Raw genomic sequence first — 17590 nt, forward strand, 5'->3', positions numbered from 1 at the left:
GTAGCCGACGCTAGCACCCTTGACGGAAGAACGGAACGGGTGTTCACTCCTTGAATATGGCCTACCGCCGCACACCCGCCGTCCAGGAACGCCTGGACGCTCTCCGCACAACCCTCATCGATTCCGCGATCGGGCTGATCGCCCGCCACGGGTACGCCGGGTGCTCGATCTCCGCTGTCGCGGCCGAGGCGGGGGTCGGCACCGGCACCGTCTACCGGCACTTCGCGAACAAGGGCGAACTGTTCGCGGAAGTCTTCCGCATCGTCTGCAGTCGCGAGGTGAGCGCCGCCGTCGAATCCGGCAACGCCGCCCGTGGCGCCGAGGGTCGCTGCGTCGCCGCCGTATCCGCCTCCGTCCGCACGTTCGCCGAACGCGCGCTGCGCGCACCCACCCTGGCGTACGCGCTGCTCGTCGAGCCCGTCGACCCGCAGGTCGACACCGAGCGCCTCCTGTTCCGCGAATCGTTCCGCGACGCCCTCGCGGTCGCGATCGCCGCCGCCGTCGAGTCCGGGGAGATCCCGGAACAGGACGCGTCGGTGACCGCAGCGTGCATCGTCGGCGCCATCGGCGAGGCGCTGATTCTTCCCCTCGCCCGCGGTGCCGCCGACGGCGCGATCATCCCCGCCCTGCTCACCTTCACCCTTCGATCCCTCGGGAGCCCGACATGAGTGCCACACACGAGGTCTTCAACCAGGTGCCGCCGCTGATCAATTTCGACGCGGCCGATTACGCGCCGATCCTCGAAGCGCTGCAACGCGACGGCGCCCACGACGCGCTCGAGGAACTGCACGACGTCGGACGCCTCGCCGGAAGCGAGGAGGCGCAGCGCTGGGGCGATCTCGCCGAGGCGCACCCTCCCGTCCTGCGCACCCACGACCGCTACGGCAACCGCATCGACGAGGTGGAGTACGACCCCGCGTACCACCAGCTGATGACCACCGCCGTCGAGATGGGCCTGCACGGCGCACCATGGGCCGACCCGCACCCGCGCGCCCACCTGCTCCGGGCGGCGAAGATGGCGGTGTGGGGCCAGGTCGACGCCGGACACGGCTGCCCGATCTCCATGACATACGCCGTCGTTCCTGCTCTGCGCCACAACCGTGAGCTGGCGGAACAGTACGAACCGTTGCTCACCGCCCGGGTCTACGATCCGGTGCTGCACCCACCACTGACGAAAGCCGGGCTGATCGCCGGGATGTCGATGACGGAGAAGCAGGGCGGCTCCGACGTCCGCGCGGGCACCACCCGAGCCGTGCCGCAGTCCGACGGCAGCTATCTCCTGACCGGCCACAAGTGGTTCACGTCGGCGCCGATGTCCGACGTGTTCCTGGTGCTGGCCCAGGCGCCCGGCGGACTGTCGTGTTTCTTCCTCCCCCGGGTGCTGCCGGACGGCACCCGCAACCGGATGCACCTGCAGCGCCTCAAGGACAAGCTCGGCAACCACTCGAACGCCAGCAGCGAGGTCGAGTACGACGAGGCCGTGGCCTGGCTGGTCGGCGAGGAAGGCCGCGGCGTTCCGACGATCATCGAGATGGTCAACATGACCCGCCTCGACTGCACCATCGGCACGGCCACCGGCATGCGCGTCGGCACCGCGCAGGCCGCGCACCACGCCGTGCACCGCAGCGCGTTCGGCGCCCACCTGGTGGATCAGCCGCTGATGCGGAACGTGCTCGCCGACCTCGCCGTCGAGTCGGAGGCGGCCACGACCGTCGCCCTGTGGCTGGCCGCGCTCACCGACCGGGCGACCGCGGGCGACGAGCACGCGAACACCCTGCGTCGCATCGCGCTGGCGGTCAGCAAGTACTTCGTCTGCAAACGCGGTCCGATCCACGCAGCCGAGGCCCTGGAATGCCTGGGCGGCAACGGGTACGTGGAGGAATCGCGGATGCCGCGCCTGTACCGGGAGGCTCCACTGCTGTCGGTGTGGGAAGGCTCCGGCAACGTCGCCGCCCTGGACACCCTGCGCGCGATCGCGAAACAGCCGGAGACGCTTCAGGTCTTCTTCGACGAACTCGATTCCACCGCGGGCGTCGACGCGCGCCTCGATGCCGCGGTCGCGGACCTGAAGGCGAGTTTCGGCGATCTCGACACGCTCGAGCACCGGGCGCGGCGGGTCGTCGGCGACATGGCGCTCGCCCTGCAGGGTTCCCTGCTCGTCCGCCACGGGCACCCCGCGGTGGCCGACGCGTTCTGCGTCAGCCGGCTGTCCGGCGACTGGGGCACCGTGTTCGGGACGCTGCCGACCGGCGTCGACACCGCCGCCATCATCGACCGCGCCACTCCCAAGGTGGGATCGTGACCGGCCACGACGACCACGCCGGCACCCGCCCGGCGGCCTGGCGCGACGGCTGGGACGAGGGCGGCGACTCCCTGTTCTCGGATCGTGAACCGGACCGGGCGGACCACCCGGCGGAGTATCGGACCCTCACCTACGAGGTGACCGGGCGCATCGCCCGGATAGCGTTCAACCGTCCCGACCACGGCAACGCGATCACCGCCGACACTCCTCTCGAACTCGCCGCGACCGTGGAACGCGCCGACCTCGATCCCCGCGTGCACGTGATCCTGCTGTCGGGGCGCGGCAAGGGATTCTGCGGCGGATACGACCTGGGCATCTTCGCCGAGCACGGCGGCCACACCGACGAGGGAGCGGACCGCACGACCGGCACGGTGCTCGATCCGATCGTCCAGGCGCGCAACCACAATCCGTTCGGCAACTGGGATCCGATGGCCGACTACGCGATGATGAGCCGATTCAACCGCGGTTTCGCGAGCCTGCTCCACGCGAACAAGCCGACGGTCGCGAAGATCCACGGATTCTGCGTGGCCGGCGGCACCGACATCGCGCTGTACTGCGACCAGATCGTCGCCGCGGACGACACGAAGATCGGCTATCCCCCGACCCGGGTGTGGGGTGTGCCGGCGGCGGGCATGTGGGCGCACCGCCTCGGCGACCAGCGGGCGAAACGACTCCTCCTCACCGGCGACTGCATCACGGGGCGGCAGGCGGCCGAGTGGGGACTCGCGGTGGAGTCGGCGCCCGCGGAGGAACTCGACCGTCGCACCGAGGACCTCGTCGAGCGGATCGCGAGGATGCCCGTCAATCAGCTGATGATGGTCAAACTCGCACTGAACAGCGCGCTGCTGGCGCAGGGCGTCGCCAATTCGACGATGGTGAGCACCGTCTTCGACGGCATGTCCCGGCACACCCGTGAGGGGTACGCATTCCAATTACGCTCGGCCACCGTCGGATTCCGTGAGGCTGTCCGCGAACGCGATCAACCGTTCGGCGATCACAAGTCGCAGCAGTCGCAGCCGGGATCCTGACCGGCCGCGCGACCACCCACCGGCGCGGGGCAGCAGGTATCGCCCTTCCACGCATTCACGCCTTCCTTCACCGCGATGACCGCGATCACCAGGGCGGCGATCGGATCGGCCCACGACCAGCCGAGGGTGCTGTTGAGCAGCAACCCGACCAGCAGCACCGCGGACAGGTACGTGCACAACAGTGTCTGCTTGGAATCCGCGACCGCGGACAGGGAACCGAGTTCACGGCCGGCCCGGCGCTGCGCCCAGGACAGGACCGGCATCACGGCCAGACTCGCTGCGGCCAGGACGATTCCGACTGTCGAGTGTTGCGCTTCGCCGACGCCCAGCAGCGACCGCACCGCGTCGACGCTCACGTACGCGGCGAGCCCGAAGAACGAGAACGCGATGACGCGCAGCGCGACCTTCTCCCGCGACTCGGGATCGCGTCCCGCGAACTGCCACGCGACCGCGGCCGCCGACGACACCTCGATCACCGAATCCAGGCCGAACCCGATCAATGCCGTCGACGACACCCGCGCACCCTCGGTGAGTGCCACGATCGCTTCGATCACGTTGTAGGTGATCGTCGCGGCGACGAAGAACCTGATCCGGCGGGACAGGATCTGCCTGCGTTCGCCGGACGGTCGGGTGGGGATGCCGAGTTCGGACGCCATCAGCAGCAGCCTTCGGTCTCCGCGTCCGGGCAGCACGACGGATCGACGGCGAGCACCAGGCCGAGCAGGTCGTCGAGGGCACGTGCAATGCGCGGGTCGGCGAGTTCGTACCGGCTCCGCCTGCCCTCCGGCACCGCGACGACCAGACCGCAGCCACGCAGGCACGACAGGTGGTTCGACAGAATCTGCCGGGACACTCCGATCGTCTCGGCCAACTCCGACGGATACCCGGGCCCGGACCGCAGGCTCAGCAGAATCTGCGTGCGGGTGGTGTCCGACAGCGCGTACCCGAAACGTGCGAGAGCGTCCCGATGGACCAGAGTCTCCATGAGCCTGACTGTACATTGGTTTCTGTATTCAGGAAATCATGAATCAATGGTCGAGACTCACTGTTCGGCGTGCTCGGACGCGGCGGCCGCGCGGGCCATGAGGAGGTTCCGTTCCCGGCGGGTGGGTGCGGTCGCCGCGGCGTCCTCGAGGGTCCGGGCCGCCTCGTCGTAGCGGCCGAGGCGTTCGAGGACTTCGCCCCGCACGGCGCCGTAGAGGTGGTGGCGCGCCAGCCGAGGGTCGTCCCGCACGGCGTCGAGCGCAGCGAGCGCGGCCTCGGGCCCGTCCGAATGCAGCAATGCCACCGCACGATTGAGTTCCACCACCGGCGACGGCGCCACCTGCGCCAGCGCGTCGTACAGGGCGACGATCGCCTCCCAGTCGGTGTCCTCGAAACGTGGCGCCCTGGCATGACACCCGGCGATCGCGGCCTGCAGCGAGTAGGGGCCGAGCGGGCGGCCGAGCCCGACAGCCCGTTCCAGCGCCGCATTGCCGTGCGTCAGAAGAGTTCGATCCCACCGCGACCGGTCCTGATCCTGCAGCAGGACCGGCTCGCCGTCGGCACCCGCCCGGGCAGCGAACCGTGAAGCCTGCAACTCGGTGAGCGCCACCAGTCCGTGCACCTCCGGTTCCCCGGGCAGCAGGCCGGCGAGAACACGGGCGAGCCGCATCGCCTCCGACGCGAGGTCACGCCGGATCCAGTCCTCGCCCGACGTGGCGGAGTAGCCCTCGTTGAACACCAGATACACCACCTCGAGCACCGCCGACAACCGCGCCGGAAGTTCCTCGCGTGCGGGCACTTCGAACGGCACCTTCGCCTCCGACAGCGTCCGCTTGGCCCTGCTGATGCGCTGCCCCATCGTCGCCGAGGGGACGAGGAACGCCCGCGCGATCTCGTCGGTGCGCAAACCCCCGACCAGGCGAAGGGTCAATGCCACACGCGATTCCCGCGGAAGCACGGGATGACACGCCACGAAGACCAGAGCCAGCAGGTCGTCCTCCACGCCGTCGACGGCGTCCGGCGCGGGCATCGCGCTCGGCGGTTGCGCGGATGGGTCGGCGGCGATCTCCGTGTACTTCGACTGCCGCGACCGCTCACGGCGAATGCGATCGATCGCCTTGTGCTTAGCCGTGGCCGTCAGCCACGCACCCGGTTTGTCGGGAACGCCCTGCTCCGGCCACTGCTCGAGCGCGAGCACGAACGCGTCCTGAGCGATCTCCTCGGCGATCCCGACGTCACGGACGAGGCGGGTGAGCGACGCGATGAGGCGCGGGGACTCCATGCGCCACACCGCCTCCACCGTGCGCTGGACATCCACCGGACTCAGCCGTTCGGGTGCTGCTCACGGATCCTCGCCGCGAGTGCCTCTTCCTTTTCCCGCAGTTCCGGCGTGAACTCGTCGCCGAAATCCTCCGACTCGAAAATCGGCCGCACCTCGATCAGCTGGCGCAGTCCGGTGCCGGGGTCGGCGGGGCACTTCTTGACCCACTCGATCGCCTCTTCGAGGGATCGCACCTCCCAGATCCAGTATCCCGCGATGATCTCCTTCGACTCGGTGAACGGGCCGTCGACCACCGACGTCGTGCCGCCCTCGAACACCACCCGCGCCCCCGCGCTGGTCGGCTTCAGACCCTGGCCGTCGAGCATGATGCCCGCGTTCACCAATTCCTCGTTGTACGCACCCATCGCCGCCAGCATTTCCTCGGTCGGGGCGATCTTGTCTTCGTCGGCACCTGCACCCTCGATCATCACCATGACTCGCATGATTTCCTCCTCGATTGTGGTCGGTCCCGGCCTTCCTGCCGTGGACTCACACAGTACGTCGAACGGGCTACCACGGATTTCGACATTCGTGGCCCGTGAGTACTTATTAACCGCGGGACGTTAATAAGTACTCACGGGCGGGACTGCAACACGATGCAACGCTTGCCGCCCGCCCCACTCCGGAGTGTGCTGTATGTCACATACCAAGCGAAGGAGAGGTACATGACACAGACGGTCCAGCCGACTGCGGTGCAGACGTCCCTGACACCTCAGGAACGAGTCGACCTGTGGTTGGCGAGCTTCGAATCCGCTCTCGCCGCACGCGACGTCGAGCGTGCCGCGGGCATGTTCGCAGTCGACAGCTTCTGGCGCGACCTGGTGGCGTTCACCTGGAACCTCAAGACGGTCGAGGGACGCGACGCCGTCGCCGCGATGCTGCACGCACGCCTGGACGACACCGACCCCGTCAACTTCCGCACCACCGAGACACCGGACGAGGCCGACGGCGTCACCTCGGCGTGGATCGAGTTCGAGACCGCGACGGGCCGGGGCAAGGGACACCTGCGCCTGAAGGGCGACGAGGCGTGGACCTTCCTCACCACTATGCAGGAGTTGAAGGGTCATGAGGAACGCCGGGGACGGAACCGAGTCAAGGGTGCCGTTCACGGTTCCGGCGGCGACACCCTGAGCTGGGCGGAGAAGCGGGAGATCGAGGAGCGGGAACTCGGCTACACCCGCCAGCCGTACGTTCTCGTGATCGGCGGCGGCCAGGGCGGCATCGCGCTCGGCGCGCGGCTGCGCCAACTCGGAGTCCCGGCCATCGTCGTCGACAAGAACGAACGCCCCGGCGACCAGTGGCGCAACCGGTACAAGTCGCTGTGCCTGCACGACCCGGTCTGGTACGACCACCTGCCCTACATGCCGTTCCCGGACAACTGGCCGGTCTTCGCGCCGAAGGACAAGATCGGCGACTGGCTCGAGATGTACACGAAGGTGATGGAGATTCCGTACTGGTCGTCCACCACCTGCACGTCCGCGACGTTCGACGACGAGACCAAGGAGTGGACCGTCGTCCTCGACCGCGACGGCGAGGACGTGGTGCTCCACCCGAAGCAGCTGGTGCTCGCCACCGGCATGTCGGGCAAGCCGAACGTTCCGTCGTTCCCGGGCCAGGACGTCTTCCAGGGCGAGCAGCACCATTCGAGCCGGCACCCCGGTCCGGACGCCTACGTGGGTAAGCGCGTCGTCGTCGTGGGTGCCAACAACTCGGCTCACGACATCTGCAAGGCGCTCTTCGAGAACGGCGCCGACGTGACGATGCTGCAGCGGTCGTCCACGCACATCGTGAAGTCGGATTCCCTGATGGACCTCGGCCTCGGCGACCTCTACTCGGAGCGCGCCGTCGCAGCGGGCATGACGACGGAGAAGGCCGACCTCACGTTCGCGTCGCTGCCGTACAAGATCATGCACGAGTTCCAGATCCCGATCTATCAGAAGATCGCCGAACGGGACAGGGACTTCTACGACCGACTGGAAAAGGCCGGATTCAAGCTCGATTTCGGTGACGACGGGTCCGGTCTGTTCATGAAGTACCTGCGCCGAGGGTCCGGCTACTACATCGACGTCGGCGCATCCGAACTCGTCGCGGACGGCAGCATCCACCTCGTGTCCGGGCAGGTCGACCATCTCACCGAGGACGCTGTGGTTCTGACCGACGCGACGGAATTGCCGGCCGACCTCGTCGTCTACGCCACCGGCTACGGGTCCATGAACGGATGGGCCGCCGACCTCATGGGTCAGGAAGTGGCCGACAAGGTCGGAAAGTGCTGGGGCCTCGGCTCCGACACCACCAAGGATCCCGGACCGTGGGAGGGCGAGCAGCGCAACATGTGGAAGCCGACCCAGCAGGAAGCGTTGTGGTTCCACGGCGGCAACCTGCACCAGTCGCGGCACTACTCGCTGTACCTCGCATTGCAGCTCAAGGCCCGGCACGAGGAGATCCCGACACCGGTGTACGGGCTGCAGGAGGTGAATCACCTCAGCTGATCGGCCCCGACACGCAGCGGCGCCCTCACTCGTCGAGAGTGAGGGCGCTGTTGAAAAATCTGATACCGCTTACCTCGCTTCGAGGACCTCGGTCATCTGTTTGACGGTCTTGGCCGCGAGTACCTCGAACGCGAGGCGGGCGACGGGGTCGGCGAATCGCGCCAGGCCGGTGAATTCGAGATGCGCGCTGTAGGTGATCGACGTCGAGGCGTCGTCCACTTTCTCGAACGCCAGATCGTCCGACGTGGCTGCGGTCTCGTTGCGACCCTCGAAGACGATGTGATCGGGGTCGTCGCGGGTCATGCGGTAGGTGAGTTCGGTGGTGCGCCCGAAGAACGACGACACGTTGTGCCATTCCGTGCCCACCGCCACCGGACCGGGGGTGGTCTGCTCGCACTTGCCGGTCCCGGGATCCCAGGCCGTGGTGTTCGCGAAGTCGCGCAGGTACGCGACGACTTTCTCGAGCGGTGCGGCGACGGTGAACGTTCTACGGACCTCGGCCACTCTGGCCTCCTATGCGCAGTCGCGGCAAATCAGCTGTCCACCCTCTTCGGACGCGAGACGCGACCGATGATGGACCAGAAAGCAACTGCTGCAAGTGAATTCGTCGGCCCTCTTCGGAATGACGCGGACCGTGAGTTCCTCACCGGACAGGTCGGCGCCGGGCAGTTCGAAGGACTCCGCCGTGTCGGTCTCCTCGACGTCGACGACGGACGACTGCGAGTCGTTCCTCCGTGTCTTCAATTCTTCGAGCGAGTCCGCGGCGAGTTCGTCGTCGACGGTAACCCGTGGTGCGTCGTAGTCGGTTGCCATGACTTCCTCCCTTTGGCTCATGTTCCCCGTGTCGTGAAATTCCACACTTGCGGGGCACGGTTGCTAGACAACGCACCGATCCCGCGTTTTGTTCCCGGGCGGCCACAGCTCGCCCTGTGGTTGCGGGATGCCCGTTCCGGGTACCACTCAATCAGCCGATCGGAAGGTGGTCAGTTGATGACGAGTGCCCGCGACGAGCTCGGCAATCCCGTGCCGGACCCGGAGCCGGTGCCGCCGGATCCGGGCCCGCCTCCTGTGCCGCCGACGCCGACTCCGCCTCACCCGTTTCCTCCCGAGCCGGGCCCGGAACCTGCACCTCCAGAGCCCGGGCCGCAACCGGGGCCGCCGGGACCTCCGACGCCGCCGATTCCCGAGCCGACTCCCCCGTTTCCGCCGCAGATGCACGGCCGGGACCACTCCCTTTAGGTTAGCCTCACCTACAGGGAGGCATGTGGATGCGAACGCTCGACCGCCGCAAGTTCCTGACCGTGAGTGCCGGGGTCGGCCTGGCCGCCGTCGCCGCAGCGTGTTCCTCGGGAACCGCCGCGGACACCGAAGGCAGCACCCGGACGGTGACGCACAAGAAGGGAACGACCGAAGTCCCGGACAACCCCCGGCGGATCGTCACCATCGGCTACTCCGACCAGGACACGCTCCTCGCGTTCGGACGTCAGCCGGTCGGCGTCACCGACTGGTACGGCGACTATCCGGACGCCACCTAGCCCTGGGCCCAGGACGCGCTCGGTGGGACGCACCCCGAAGTCTTCAACCGCGGACAGTTCACCGGTGAGGCCAATTTCGCGTACGAGAACATCGCGAAACTCGATCCCGACCTGATTCTCGCGCTGTACATCGACGTCGACGACGACGCGTATCAGCGGCTCTCGGCCATCGCACCCACCGTGACGACGTCGCCGGACTACCCCGATTTCGGCATGCCGTGGCAGGACGCCGTCCGGATCGTCGGCACCACCCTGGGTGAGGACGAGAAGGCGAACCAACTCGTCGCCGGCGTGGAGGACCTGGTGGCGCAGCAGCGCGCCGCCCACCCCGAATTCGAGGGCAAGACCGTCGCGGTGGCCGAACTGGGCGACGCCGGCTCGTTCTACGTCCGGTCCCCGAACGACCCGCGTTCACGCCTGATGACGTCGCTCGGGTTCGTCGTCCCGGAGCAGATCGCGCAACTCGCAGGCGATCAGGACGCGTTCACCATCAGCAAGGAGCAGTTCGACATCGTCGACGTCGACGTCCTCGTCTGGAACGTGGGCAGCAGTCCCGGCGCCGAAGCGAAGATCGCCGCCGACCCCGTCTATCAGTCGCTACCGGTGGCGAAGGCCGGGCGAGCCGTGTTCGTCGACGACCCCACCGTCTCCGGCGCTATCACCTGGGGCACCGTCCTCAGCCTCCCGTACGCCGTCGAGGCACTCGTGCCGAAACTGGCGGATGCCGCCGCCAAACCGGCCTGACGCCGCGGTTACCCGGACTGGTCTTCGAGCCGGGTGAGCGCGACCAGCGTTCGGACCCCGTGGATCATGGCGCGTTCGTCGAGGTTGAAACCCGGCTGGTGAAGCTCCTGCCGGGTGCCGATGCCGTCCCACACGCCGAGTCTGGCCATCGCGCCCGGAACCTTCTCGAGGTACCACGCGAAATCCTCGCCGCCGCTGGACTGATGCGCCTCGGCCAGGTGGTCGAAGCCGACGACCGATTCGATCGCCTCCCGTAAGTCGGCGGTGCAGTCGGGATCGTTGACGACGGGCGGGACGCCCTGCAGGTAGGAGAGTTCGTACCGCACGTTGTACGGCGCGAGCAGATGACAGATCGCGTCCGTCACCAGCGGTTCGAGCGAGGCCCACGTCTCACGGGACGCGCTGCGCAGGGTGCCCACCAGTTCACCCGACTCGGGAACGGAGTTCGCGACCTGCCCGGCGGCCACCTTCCCCCAGGTGAGCACGGTCGCGGTGCGGGCGTCGATCCGGCGGTCGAGTACGGACGCCAATCCGGTCACCAGGACGGCTGTCGCGTGGATGAGATCGCCGGTCAGATGGGGTCGTGCGGTGTGCCCGCCCGCCGACCACAACCGCACGGTGACGGAGTCGTTGGACGACGTGATCGGCCCGGTCCGGGTGGACAGTTTGCCGACCTCGAGGTGCGGGTCGCAGTGCAGTGCAAAGATTTTCGCCACCCCGTCGAGTGCGCCCGCAGCGATCGTGTCGACCGAGCCGCCGGGGGTGGTCTCCTCCGCCGGCTGGAAGACGAGGCGGACGCGGGTCGGCGGCGGGTACTTCACGAGGACGGATGCCGCGCCCATCAGCATCGTGGTGTGGGCGTCGTGACCGCACGCGTGTGACACTCCGGGCACCCTCGACTCGAACGGGAGACCGGTCGTCTCGGCGACCGGCAGCGCGTCGAGGTCGGCCCGCAGCGCAATGCGCTCGCCCGTCTCCGGACCGAGGTCGCACCAGAGGCCGGTTCCGCCGGGCATCATGACGGGTTCGAGCCCGAGACCGACGAGATGATCGCGCACGACGCCGGTGGTCCTGCGTTCCTCGAACGACAGTTCCGGATGCGCGTGCAGGTCCCGGCGCCACTCGATGAGCTTCTTCTCGTCGAGCTCCGTCGACTCCGTCCAGGTCATGTCGGCGGTGTCGCCGCGGTCCCAGAACCTCGCGCTCCAATATCTCCGGGTCCGGCCGGCGCCGGTCGACTTCGGGCCGGGCTCGCGCGGCGGCGGCGCCTCCACCTCGGGGAGGTGCTCGGTGCGGCCCGCCGTCTCCGCGAGCAGCAGATCCACCACGTCGGTGAGCCGGCCTCGGCGACCGAGCGCGTGACGTTGCCGGGCGGCGGAGCTCCCGTGGGCGGTCGCCTCGGCGGACAGCGCCACCACGCGGTCCCAGTCGCCGGTCTCCTCGAGCTGCGGGCGCAGCGAATTCACGAAGTCGCCGACGAGATCCGACGCGGGACGTGCCTGCGGAACCGTCACGTCGACGAGCTCTTCCTCCAAACCCGACCGGGCCGCCCGCCACAGTGCCGCCCGCGTCAGGGTCGGGACGACCTCGACGCCCTTCGTCCCGGCGCGCAATCCCTGCACCTCGCGTTCCACGAGTGCCCGGAACAGGGCGGCGATGAGCAGGACCGTGTCCAGTCGCGGGCAGCTGTCGCACACCCGCAACTCGAGGGTCGGAAGTTTCACCGACGGCCGGACGTCGAAATATGCCATTCCGGGATCGCTGATCACCCCGCTGGCGACGAGGTCGTCGATCAGGGCGCCGTATTCGGCGGCCGACGAGACGGGTGCGGCCGGGCCGGTACTGGGCCAGCGCAGCCACAGAAGTGTCCGCGCGCTGGCATAGCCGGTGTCCGCGCCGTCGGACCGGAACGGGGAACTCGCGCTGAGCGCCAGGAGGATGGGCATGTGCGGAGCGACGCGGTGCGCGACCTGCACCGCCTCGTCGCGATCGGGCAGGTCGACGTGAACCTGCGTGCCGCAGATCAGCTGCTCGCGGGCGAGCACCTGGTAGTCGGCGAGCATGCGCCGGTAGCGCTGCGTCCCCGTGACGTGCATCTCGGCGGGCAGCGACAGCGGCATCGAGCCCGCGGCGGCCACGCCGATGCCGAGGCCCTCGGCCGCGTCGATGAGCAGCCTGCGGTGCCGCTGCAGATCGTTCCGCAGGCCGTCGAGGTCGGCGTACACACCGCTGTTGACCTCGACGACGCACTGCTGGAGTTCGTCGACGTACACGTCGTCGGGGAGTCGTGCCAGCAACTCCGGCGCGCGGGTGGTCAGGCGCCGGGTCTTCAGATCGATGAGGTGAAATTCCTCCTCGACGCCCACTTTCCGTGGGTCGCTGGCGAGCACGATGTGCCTCTATTTCTCCGTGGCGCCCTCGGTGTCGTCGAAGAACGCCCAGGTGCCGTCCAGGGGATCGATCACTCGGTATTTCGCCATGGTCGTCGGGTTCCCCGCCCACCCGGGTCTGAATCATCGGACGGAATATCCCGTCCGGCCGCGCAGTTATATCATCTAATTGATCCTTCAACTATCTGGAATCAGGGGTGTCGCATGGAACTCGGGTTGACGACGTTCGCGGAGGTCGGTTCCGGCGGGGTCGGGGCGGTGTCGCCGCGGCAGCGCCTGAAGGATCTGCTCGAAGAGGTCGTCCTGGCCGAGCAGGTCGGCCTCGACGTGTACGGCGTCGGTGAGCACCACCGGGCGGACTTCGCCGCGTCGGCGCCGGCGGTCGTGCTGTCGGCCGCCGCCGCCCGGACGTCCCGCATCGTATTGACCAGTGCGGTCACCGTCCTGAGCTCCGACGACCCGGTGCGGGTGTTCGAGGAATTCGCCACCCTCGACCTGATCTCCGACGGACGCGCCGAGGTGATGGCCGGTCGCGGCTCGTTCACCGAATCGTTCCCGCTCTTCGGTTACGACCTGGCCGACTACGACGACCTGTTCGTCGAGAAACTCGGCCTGCTGCTCGCCCTCCGCGACTCGGAGACCGTGAATTGGTCGGGCCGGCACCGGCCGGCGCTGACAGACCAGTCCGTCTACCCCCGCCCCGAACGGCCCCTTCCCATCTGGGTCGGGGTCGGCGGCAATCCCGAGTCGGTGGCCCGCGCCGGACTGCTCGGCCTGCCGATGGCGCTCGCGATCATCGGCGGACAACCCGCCCGCTTCGCACCGCTGGCCGACCTGCACCGCCGTGCGGTGTCGGAAGGCGGGCACGCACCGCAGCCCATCGCCGTCCACGCGCACGGTTACGTCGCGGACACCGAGGACCGGGCGGTTTCGGAGTTCTACCCGTCGTACGCCGCGGCCATGACCGGCCTCGGACGCGAACGCGGATGGGCGCCGATGAACCCGCAGGCATTCGACGGTCTGCGCGGACCCGGCGGTTCGCTCGTGCTCGGCAACCCCGAGCAGGTGGCGGAGAAGATCGCCGGTATGCGCGACACCCTGGGCATCGAGCGGTTCATGCTGCACCCCAGCGTCGGGCCGCTGCCCCACGACAAGGTGATGCGCGCGATCGAACTGCTCGGCACCAAGGTGGCCCCGCTCGTCGAGCAGGCGTGATTCGGGCGGTGGCGGTGCCTAACCCGTACCGTCACCCATCACCGCGCCCTCCCGTCGTGGGTCCGCGCCGCCGACCCACCCCGAGCCCTCGCGCTGCAGCGCACTGAGCCCGCTGGACTGCGGCGCGACCGACACCTGGTGTCCCATCGCCCGCAACTGCACGATCAACGGGTCGTCGGCGCCGTCGTTGGCCGCATTGATGTTCGGATGCTCCCCGCCGACGCCGGTGACCGGGGTGTTGGCCGCCCCGAAGTCGACCGCCGACACCGCCTGCTGCGGGTTCAGACCCCAATCCAGCATTCCCACGAGCGTTTTCACCACGAACTGGATGATCACCGAACCGCCCGGCGACCCCGTGACGTATTGGACGTCTCCCCGCGAACCGTCGCTGCCGCGGTCGAAGACGAGCGTCGGCGCCATCGAACTGCGGGGCCGCTTACCCGGTTCGACACGGTTGGCGAGCGGCGTCCCGTCCGGACCGACGGGCTGCGCCGAGAAGTCGGTGAGCTGATTGTTGAGCACGAAGCCGTCCGTCATGTGGAACGAGCCGAACGCCGATTCCACCGTCGTCGTCATCGACGCGACGTTCCCGTATTTGTCGGCGATCGAGATGTGGCTGGTGCCGTGTTCCTTGTCCTGCGGCTGGACACCGAGGGGGACCGGCCCGAAGTTGCCTGGTTGCGCGGTGCCCATGCTCTTACCGGGGTCGATGAGGACGGCCCGCTGCTTCAGGTAGTCGTCGTTCAGCAGCGTGTCGAGGGAATTTCCCGGCAGCGGAACGAAATCGGAGTCCGCGACGTACTTGTCCCGGTCGGCGTACGCCAGTCGCTCCGCCTCGGAGATGAGATGCACGGCCTCCGCCGTCGGCTTTCCGCCGTTGTCGTCGAGGTTCGTGGGCCCGTACTCCGACAGGTCGAAGTTCTCCAGGATGCCGAGCGTCGCCGCGACCGCCGTGCCGCCGGACGACGGGTTGGGCATGCCGCAGATCTCGTGGTCCCGATACGGCGTGCACAGCGCCGTCCGCTTCTTCCCCTGGTAGTTCGCGAGGTCGTCGAGAGTCATCTGTCCGGGGGTGCGCCCGCCCGTCGCCGTCGCCGTCGCATCGACGATGCCCTGGGCGATTGCCCCGGTGTAGAAGGCGTCGGCGCCGCCCGCCGCGATCGCACCGAGCGTCTTGGCCATGGCCGGGTTCGTCAGCTTCGTGCCTGCCGGCTTGGGGCTGCCGTCCGGATTGAGGAAGTACGCCTTCGACGGCTCGTCGAGCGCCAAATCGGGTGCGGACTCGGCGATCTGCCCGGCCATCCGGGGGCTGATCTCGAGTCCCTGGTCCGCGAGCGAGACGGCCGGGTCGAACAGTTCCCGCCACTCGTCCCGGCCGTGCTCGCGGTGCGCCAGTTCGAGCATCCGCACCACCCCGGGAACCCCGATGGACCGTCCGCTCGCCCGGGCGTCCGGCTTTGGCTCGGTGCGGTCGGTGTCGCTGATCCAGCGCAGGTAGTTCTCCGTCGCCGCCATCGGCGCGACCTCGCGCCCGTCGTACGCCTCGACACTCTTCTGCCCGGCGTCGTAGTAGAGCAGGAACGCCCCGCCCCCAATTCCGGAGGACTGCGGTTCGACGAGCCCTAGAACGGTCTGGGCCACGATCAGCGCGTCGGCAGCCGTGCCCCCGTCCCGCAACACCTCACACGCGGCCTGCGTCGACACGGGATTGGCGGTGGAGACCGCGTACGACGCGGTGTTCACCGGCACCATCCCGGAGCGGTAGACCGTTGCGATCTCGGGGTTGGTCGCGAGGTTCTGGGTGGTCGGCGCCGGGCCGGGAGGCGGTGGAGCCTTGGCGATCGGGGTGCCGTTGGGAACGTCCGCACACGTGGCCGCCGGATCGCTCTCCGGTTCCTCGTCCGACGCGCACGCGGCCAGCATGCCGACGCAGAGAGCCGCGGCCAACGAGGCCCGAATTGCAGTTCCGATTCCCGTCACAGGACCCATCAACGAACCCTAACAGCGGGGATCCGGTGCCGACCGGCTAAAGACGAGGTCCGAAGTGCCGGGTCAGGATTCGGTAACCGAGCTCGTGGAGGTGGTGGTGCTCGGGCCACCGGTCGCGGGTCCACGCCGGGTCGGTGTGGGCGGCGGTGATCGCGGCGGTGGTGGAACTGTGCAGATCGAACTCGAGATCCCGGCAGAGTTCCGCGACGGCGGCCGGTTCCCGCGCATCGCCGAGCCGCCCGATCGTCCCGGCCACCTGTTCGTCCGCGTCGCGCAGGATCCGCCGGTACGAACCCGGAAGCACGGTCCACAGCACGAGGATCGCCACCGCCACGCCCAGGACGGTCTCGAGAAGCCGGTCCCGGGTGACGACGACGAGGTCGACGTGGGTTCCGAGGCCGCCGAGAACCAGCGCGAGCGGGGTGATGAACACCATCGCCAGGCCGTAGTTGCGGACGAGGAAGGCCTCCGTCCCCGCCATCAGGAGCGCCACGACGAGTACCAGCGCGGCCGCCGGCAGGTCGAGCGTCGCCAGCGCGGCGAGCAGAACGAGTCCGAGCACCGTTCCGAAGAACCGGTGCAGCCCGCGGTACGTCCCCAGCACGCGGTCGGGGCCCTGGTGCAGGATCATCGCCGCGGTGATCACCGCCCAGTCGGGCCTGCCGACGCCGAGACCCAGCGCCAGGAGACCGGCGGCGGGGCACGCGACCAGCAGTCGCGCGACGATCGTCCAGGATCGGCCCCGCAGATGAGCCGCCCGCGCGAGCCGGTAGCGGATCGACGGCCTGGGCAGCGGGACCTGCGGCCGCAGGTCGTCGACGTCGGAGGCGTGATCCGCGCCCAGACCGTCGACCGCGGCCGCGCACCGCAGGTGAGCCGCACGCAACGTGCGGGTGAGCGGATGATCACGGCCGACGAGGGCGGCGTCGTGGAGGCACTGCCACGCGGCGTGCAGCGACCGCACCGCGTCCCGGCGGGAATTCGGTGCGAGCGTGTCGGAGAGTGCGGCCTCGACTGCCCCGACAGCGGCCGCGACCGCGGCACGCTCGGGGGTGCGTGGGCGCGCGAGCAGCCCCGACATCGACACGAGCAACGCCGACACCGCACCGACCGCCGCCCAGGACGTCACCTCCACCACGGAGACACCGAGGGCGGGCAGCGCGGACGAGATCTCCACCGTGAGCAGCGGAAGGAAAGCACCCGGCGCTCCCAGCCGCAGCCCGTCGACGACGAAGGCGCAGACGGCGACGACGACGGTCATCGCGAGGACGAGCGCCATCCCCCACAGCGGGGAACCGCCCGCCGCGGTCACGTCGTGCACGAACGCGCCGACCGCGGCGCCGACACCGGCCAGGAGGACCATCACAGCGGCGGCGATCGAGACCACCCGCCACCGCACCCGGTACGCCCTGCCCTCGCCGTAGACGACGGCGAAGGCTCCCAGCGTCGCCGTCGCGGCGACCGCAGAGTGTCCGAGCGCGACCCCCGCCAGCGCGGGCAGACACGCCGCCACCCCGGCGCGGACCACGCCCGGCCAGCGCCGGCCATGCTTGGGCACCCCCAGAAGCAACGACCGTGCCGGGGCCGGCGCAG

At 68.9% G+C, this 17590-nt stretch carries 16 protein-coding genes; 7 read left to right on the forward strand and 9 right to left on the reverse strand.

Features of this window, described 5'->3' with window-relative positions; all coding sequences use genetic code 11:
- Positions 1–56 precede the first annotated feature (56 nt).
- Genes ACFWAY_RS02760 through ACFWAY_RS02770 form a run of 3 tightly spaced genes read left to right on the forward strand, consistent with a single transcriptional unit; the run spans position 57 to position 3330 of the window.
- Positions 57–668 carry a TetR/AcrR family transcriptional regulator gene (locus ACFWAY_RS02760; protein WP_378450868.1) on the forward strand — a complete coding sequence of 204 codons (612 nt, stop codon included), beginning with the start codon at positions 57–59 and terminating at the stop codon, positions 666–668.
- A complete protein-coding gene (locus ACFWAY_RS02765) occupies positions 665–2302 on the forward strand; it encodes an acyl-CoA dehydrogenase family protein (protein WP_378450686.1) in 1638 nt (545 codons plus the stop codon). Before ACFWAY_RS02760 ends, ACFWAY_RS02765 begins: the two co-directional genes overlap by 4 nt.
- Positions 2299–3330, forward strand: coding sequence for a crotonase/enoyl-CoA hydratase family protein (locus ACFWAY_RS02770; protein ID WP_378450687.1), 1032 nt, complete (start codon positions 2299–2301; stop codon positions 3328–3330). Before ACFWAY_RS02765 ends, ACFWAY_RS02770 begins: the two co-directional genes overlap by 4 nt.
- On the opposite strand, the gene ACFWAY_RS02775 is transcribed toward ACFWAY_RS02770, so the two are convergent.
- The 4 genes from ACFWAY_RS02775 to ACFWAY_RS02790 are packed head-to-tail and all read right to left on the reverse strand — an operon-like array spanning position 3297 to position 6078.
- Positions 3297–3986 (reverse strand): cation transporter, encoded by a 690-nt coding sequence (locus ACFWAY_RS02775; RefSeq protein ID WP_378450688.1) that lies wholly within the window; start codon positions 3984–3986, stop codon positions 3297–3299. The two genes, ACFWAY_RS02770 and ACFWAY_RS02775, sit on opposite strands and share 34 nt — an antisense overlap.
- Positions 3986–4315 carry an ArsR/SmtB family transcription factor gene (locus ACFWAY_RS02780; protein ID WP_378450689.1) on the reverse strand — a complete coding sequence of 110 codons (330 nt, stop codon included), beginning with the start codon at positions 4313–4315 and terminating at the stop codon, positions 3986–3988. Before ACFWAY_RS02780 ends, ACFWAY_RS02775 begins: the two co-directional genes overlap by 1 nt.
- A gap of 57 nt (positions 4316–4372) precedes the next feature.
- Positions 4373–5632, reverse strand: a complete 1260-nt coding sequence (locus ACFWAY_RS02785; RefSeq protein WP_378509758.1) for an RNA polymerase sigma factor — start codon at positions 5630–5632, stop codon at positions 4373–4375.
- A gap of 5 nt (positions 5633–5637) precedes the next feature.
- Positions 5638–6078 (reverse strand): YciI family protein, encoded by a 441-nt coding sequence (locus ACFWAY_RS02790; protein ID WP_005248606.1) that lies wholly within the window; start codon positions 6076–6078, stop codon positions 5638–5640.
- Positions 6079–6300: 222 nt separating this feature from the next.
- Between ACFWAY_RS02790 and ACFWAY_RS02795 the strand changes: the two genes are divergently transcribed.
- Positions 6301–8124 (forward strand): NAD(P)-binding domain-containing protein, encoded by a 1824-nt coding sequence (locus ACFWAY_RS02795; RefSeq protein WP_378509759.1) that lies wholly within the window; start codon positions 6301–6303, stop codon positions 8122–8124.
- Between the two features lie 69 nt (positions 8125–8193).
- On the opposite strand, the gene ACFWAY_RS02800 is transcribed toward ACFWAY_RS02795, so the two are convergent.
- Positions 8194–8628, reverse strand: coding sequence for an SRPBCC family protein (locus tag ACFWAY_RS02800; RefSeq protein ID WP_378509760.1), 435 nt, complete (start codon positions 8626–8628; stop codon positions 8194–8196).
- 9 nt (positions 8629–8637) lie between these two features.
- Entirely contained in the window at positions 8638–8937 is a 300-nt protein-coding gene (locus tag ACFWAY_RS02805; RefSeq protein WP_073359047.1) for a DUF4193 domain-containing protein, read from the reverse strand.
- A gap of 455 nt (positions 8938–9392) precedes the next feature.
- Here ACFWAY_RS02805 and ACFWAY_RS02810 point away from each other — a divergent pair, with 455 nt between their 5' ends.
- Together ACFWAY_RS02810 and ACFWAY_RS02815 are read left to right on the forward strand one after the other, a co-directional pair.
- The gene (locus ACFWAY_RS02810) at positions 9393–9659 is read left to right on the forward strand and encodes a hypothetical protein (RefSeq protein ID WP_378509761.1); all 267 of its coding nucleotides are present in this window, start codon (positions 9393–9395) and stop codon (positions 9657–9659) included.
- 90 nt (positions 9660–9749) lie between these two features.
- Positions 9750–10403, forward strand: coding sequence for an ABC transporter substrate-binding protein (locus ACFWAY_RS02815; RefSeq protein ID WP_378509865.1), 654 nt, complete (start codon positions 9750–9752; stop codon positions 10401–10403).
- Between the two features lie 8 nt (positions 10404–10411).
- Here the strand turns inward: ACFWAY_RS02815 and ACFWAY_RS02820 are convergent, their stop codons facing one another.
- Positions 10412–12793, reverse strand: a complete 2382-nt coding sequence (locus tag ACFWAY_RS02820) for a glutamate--cysteine ligase (protein WP_378450694.1) — start codon at positions 12791–12793, stop codon at positions 10412–10414.
- A 204-nt stretch (positions 12794–12997) separates the two neighbouring features.
- On the opposite strand from ACFWAY_RS02820, the gene ACFWAY_RS02825 reads away from it, so the two are divergent.
- Positions 12998–14008, forward strand: coding sequence for an LLM class flavin-dependent oxidoreductase (locus ACFWAY_RS02825; RefSeq protein ID WP_378509762.1), 1011 nt, complete (start codon positions 12998–13000; stop codon positions 14006–14008).
- 18 nt (positions 14009–14026) lie between these two features.
- Here ACFWAY_RS02825 and ggt read toward each other — a convergent pair whose 3' ends face one another.
- Positions 14027–15997: a gamma-glutamyltransferase gene (gene ggt, locus ACFWAY_RS02830; RefSeq protein ID WP_378509763.1), complete on the reverse strand. Its 1971-nt coding sequence runs from the start codon at positions 15995–15997 to the stop codon at positions 14027–14029.
- Between the two features lie 37 nt (positions 15998–16034).
- The gene (locus tag ACFWAY_RS02835; RefSeq protein ID WP_378450697.1) at positions 16035–17555 is read right to left on the reverse strand and encodes an FUSC family protein; all 1521 of its coding nucleotides are present in this window, start codon (positions 17553–17555) and stop codon (positions 16035–16037) included.
- Positions 17556–17590: the final 35 nt, after the last annotated feature.

The organism is Rhodococcus sp. NPDC059968 (assembly GCF_042738615.1).
Taxonomy (GTDB): Bacteria; Actinomycetota; Actinomycetes; order Mycobacteriales; family Mycobacteriaceae; genus Rhodococcus_F.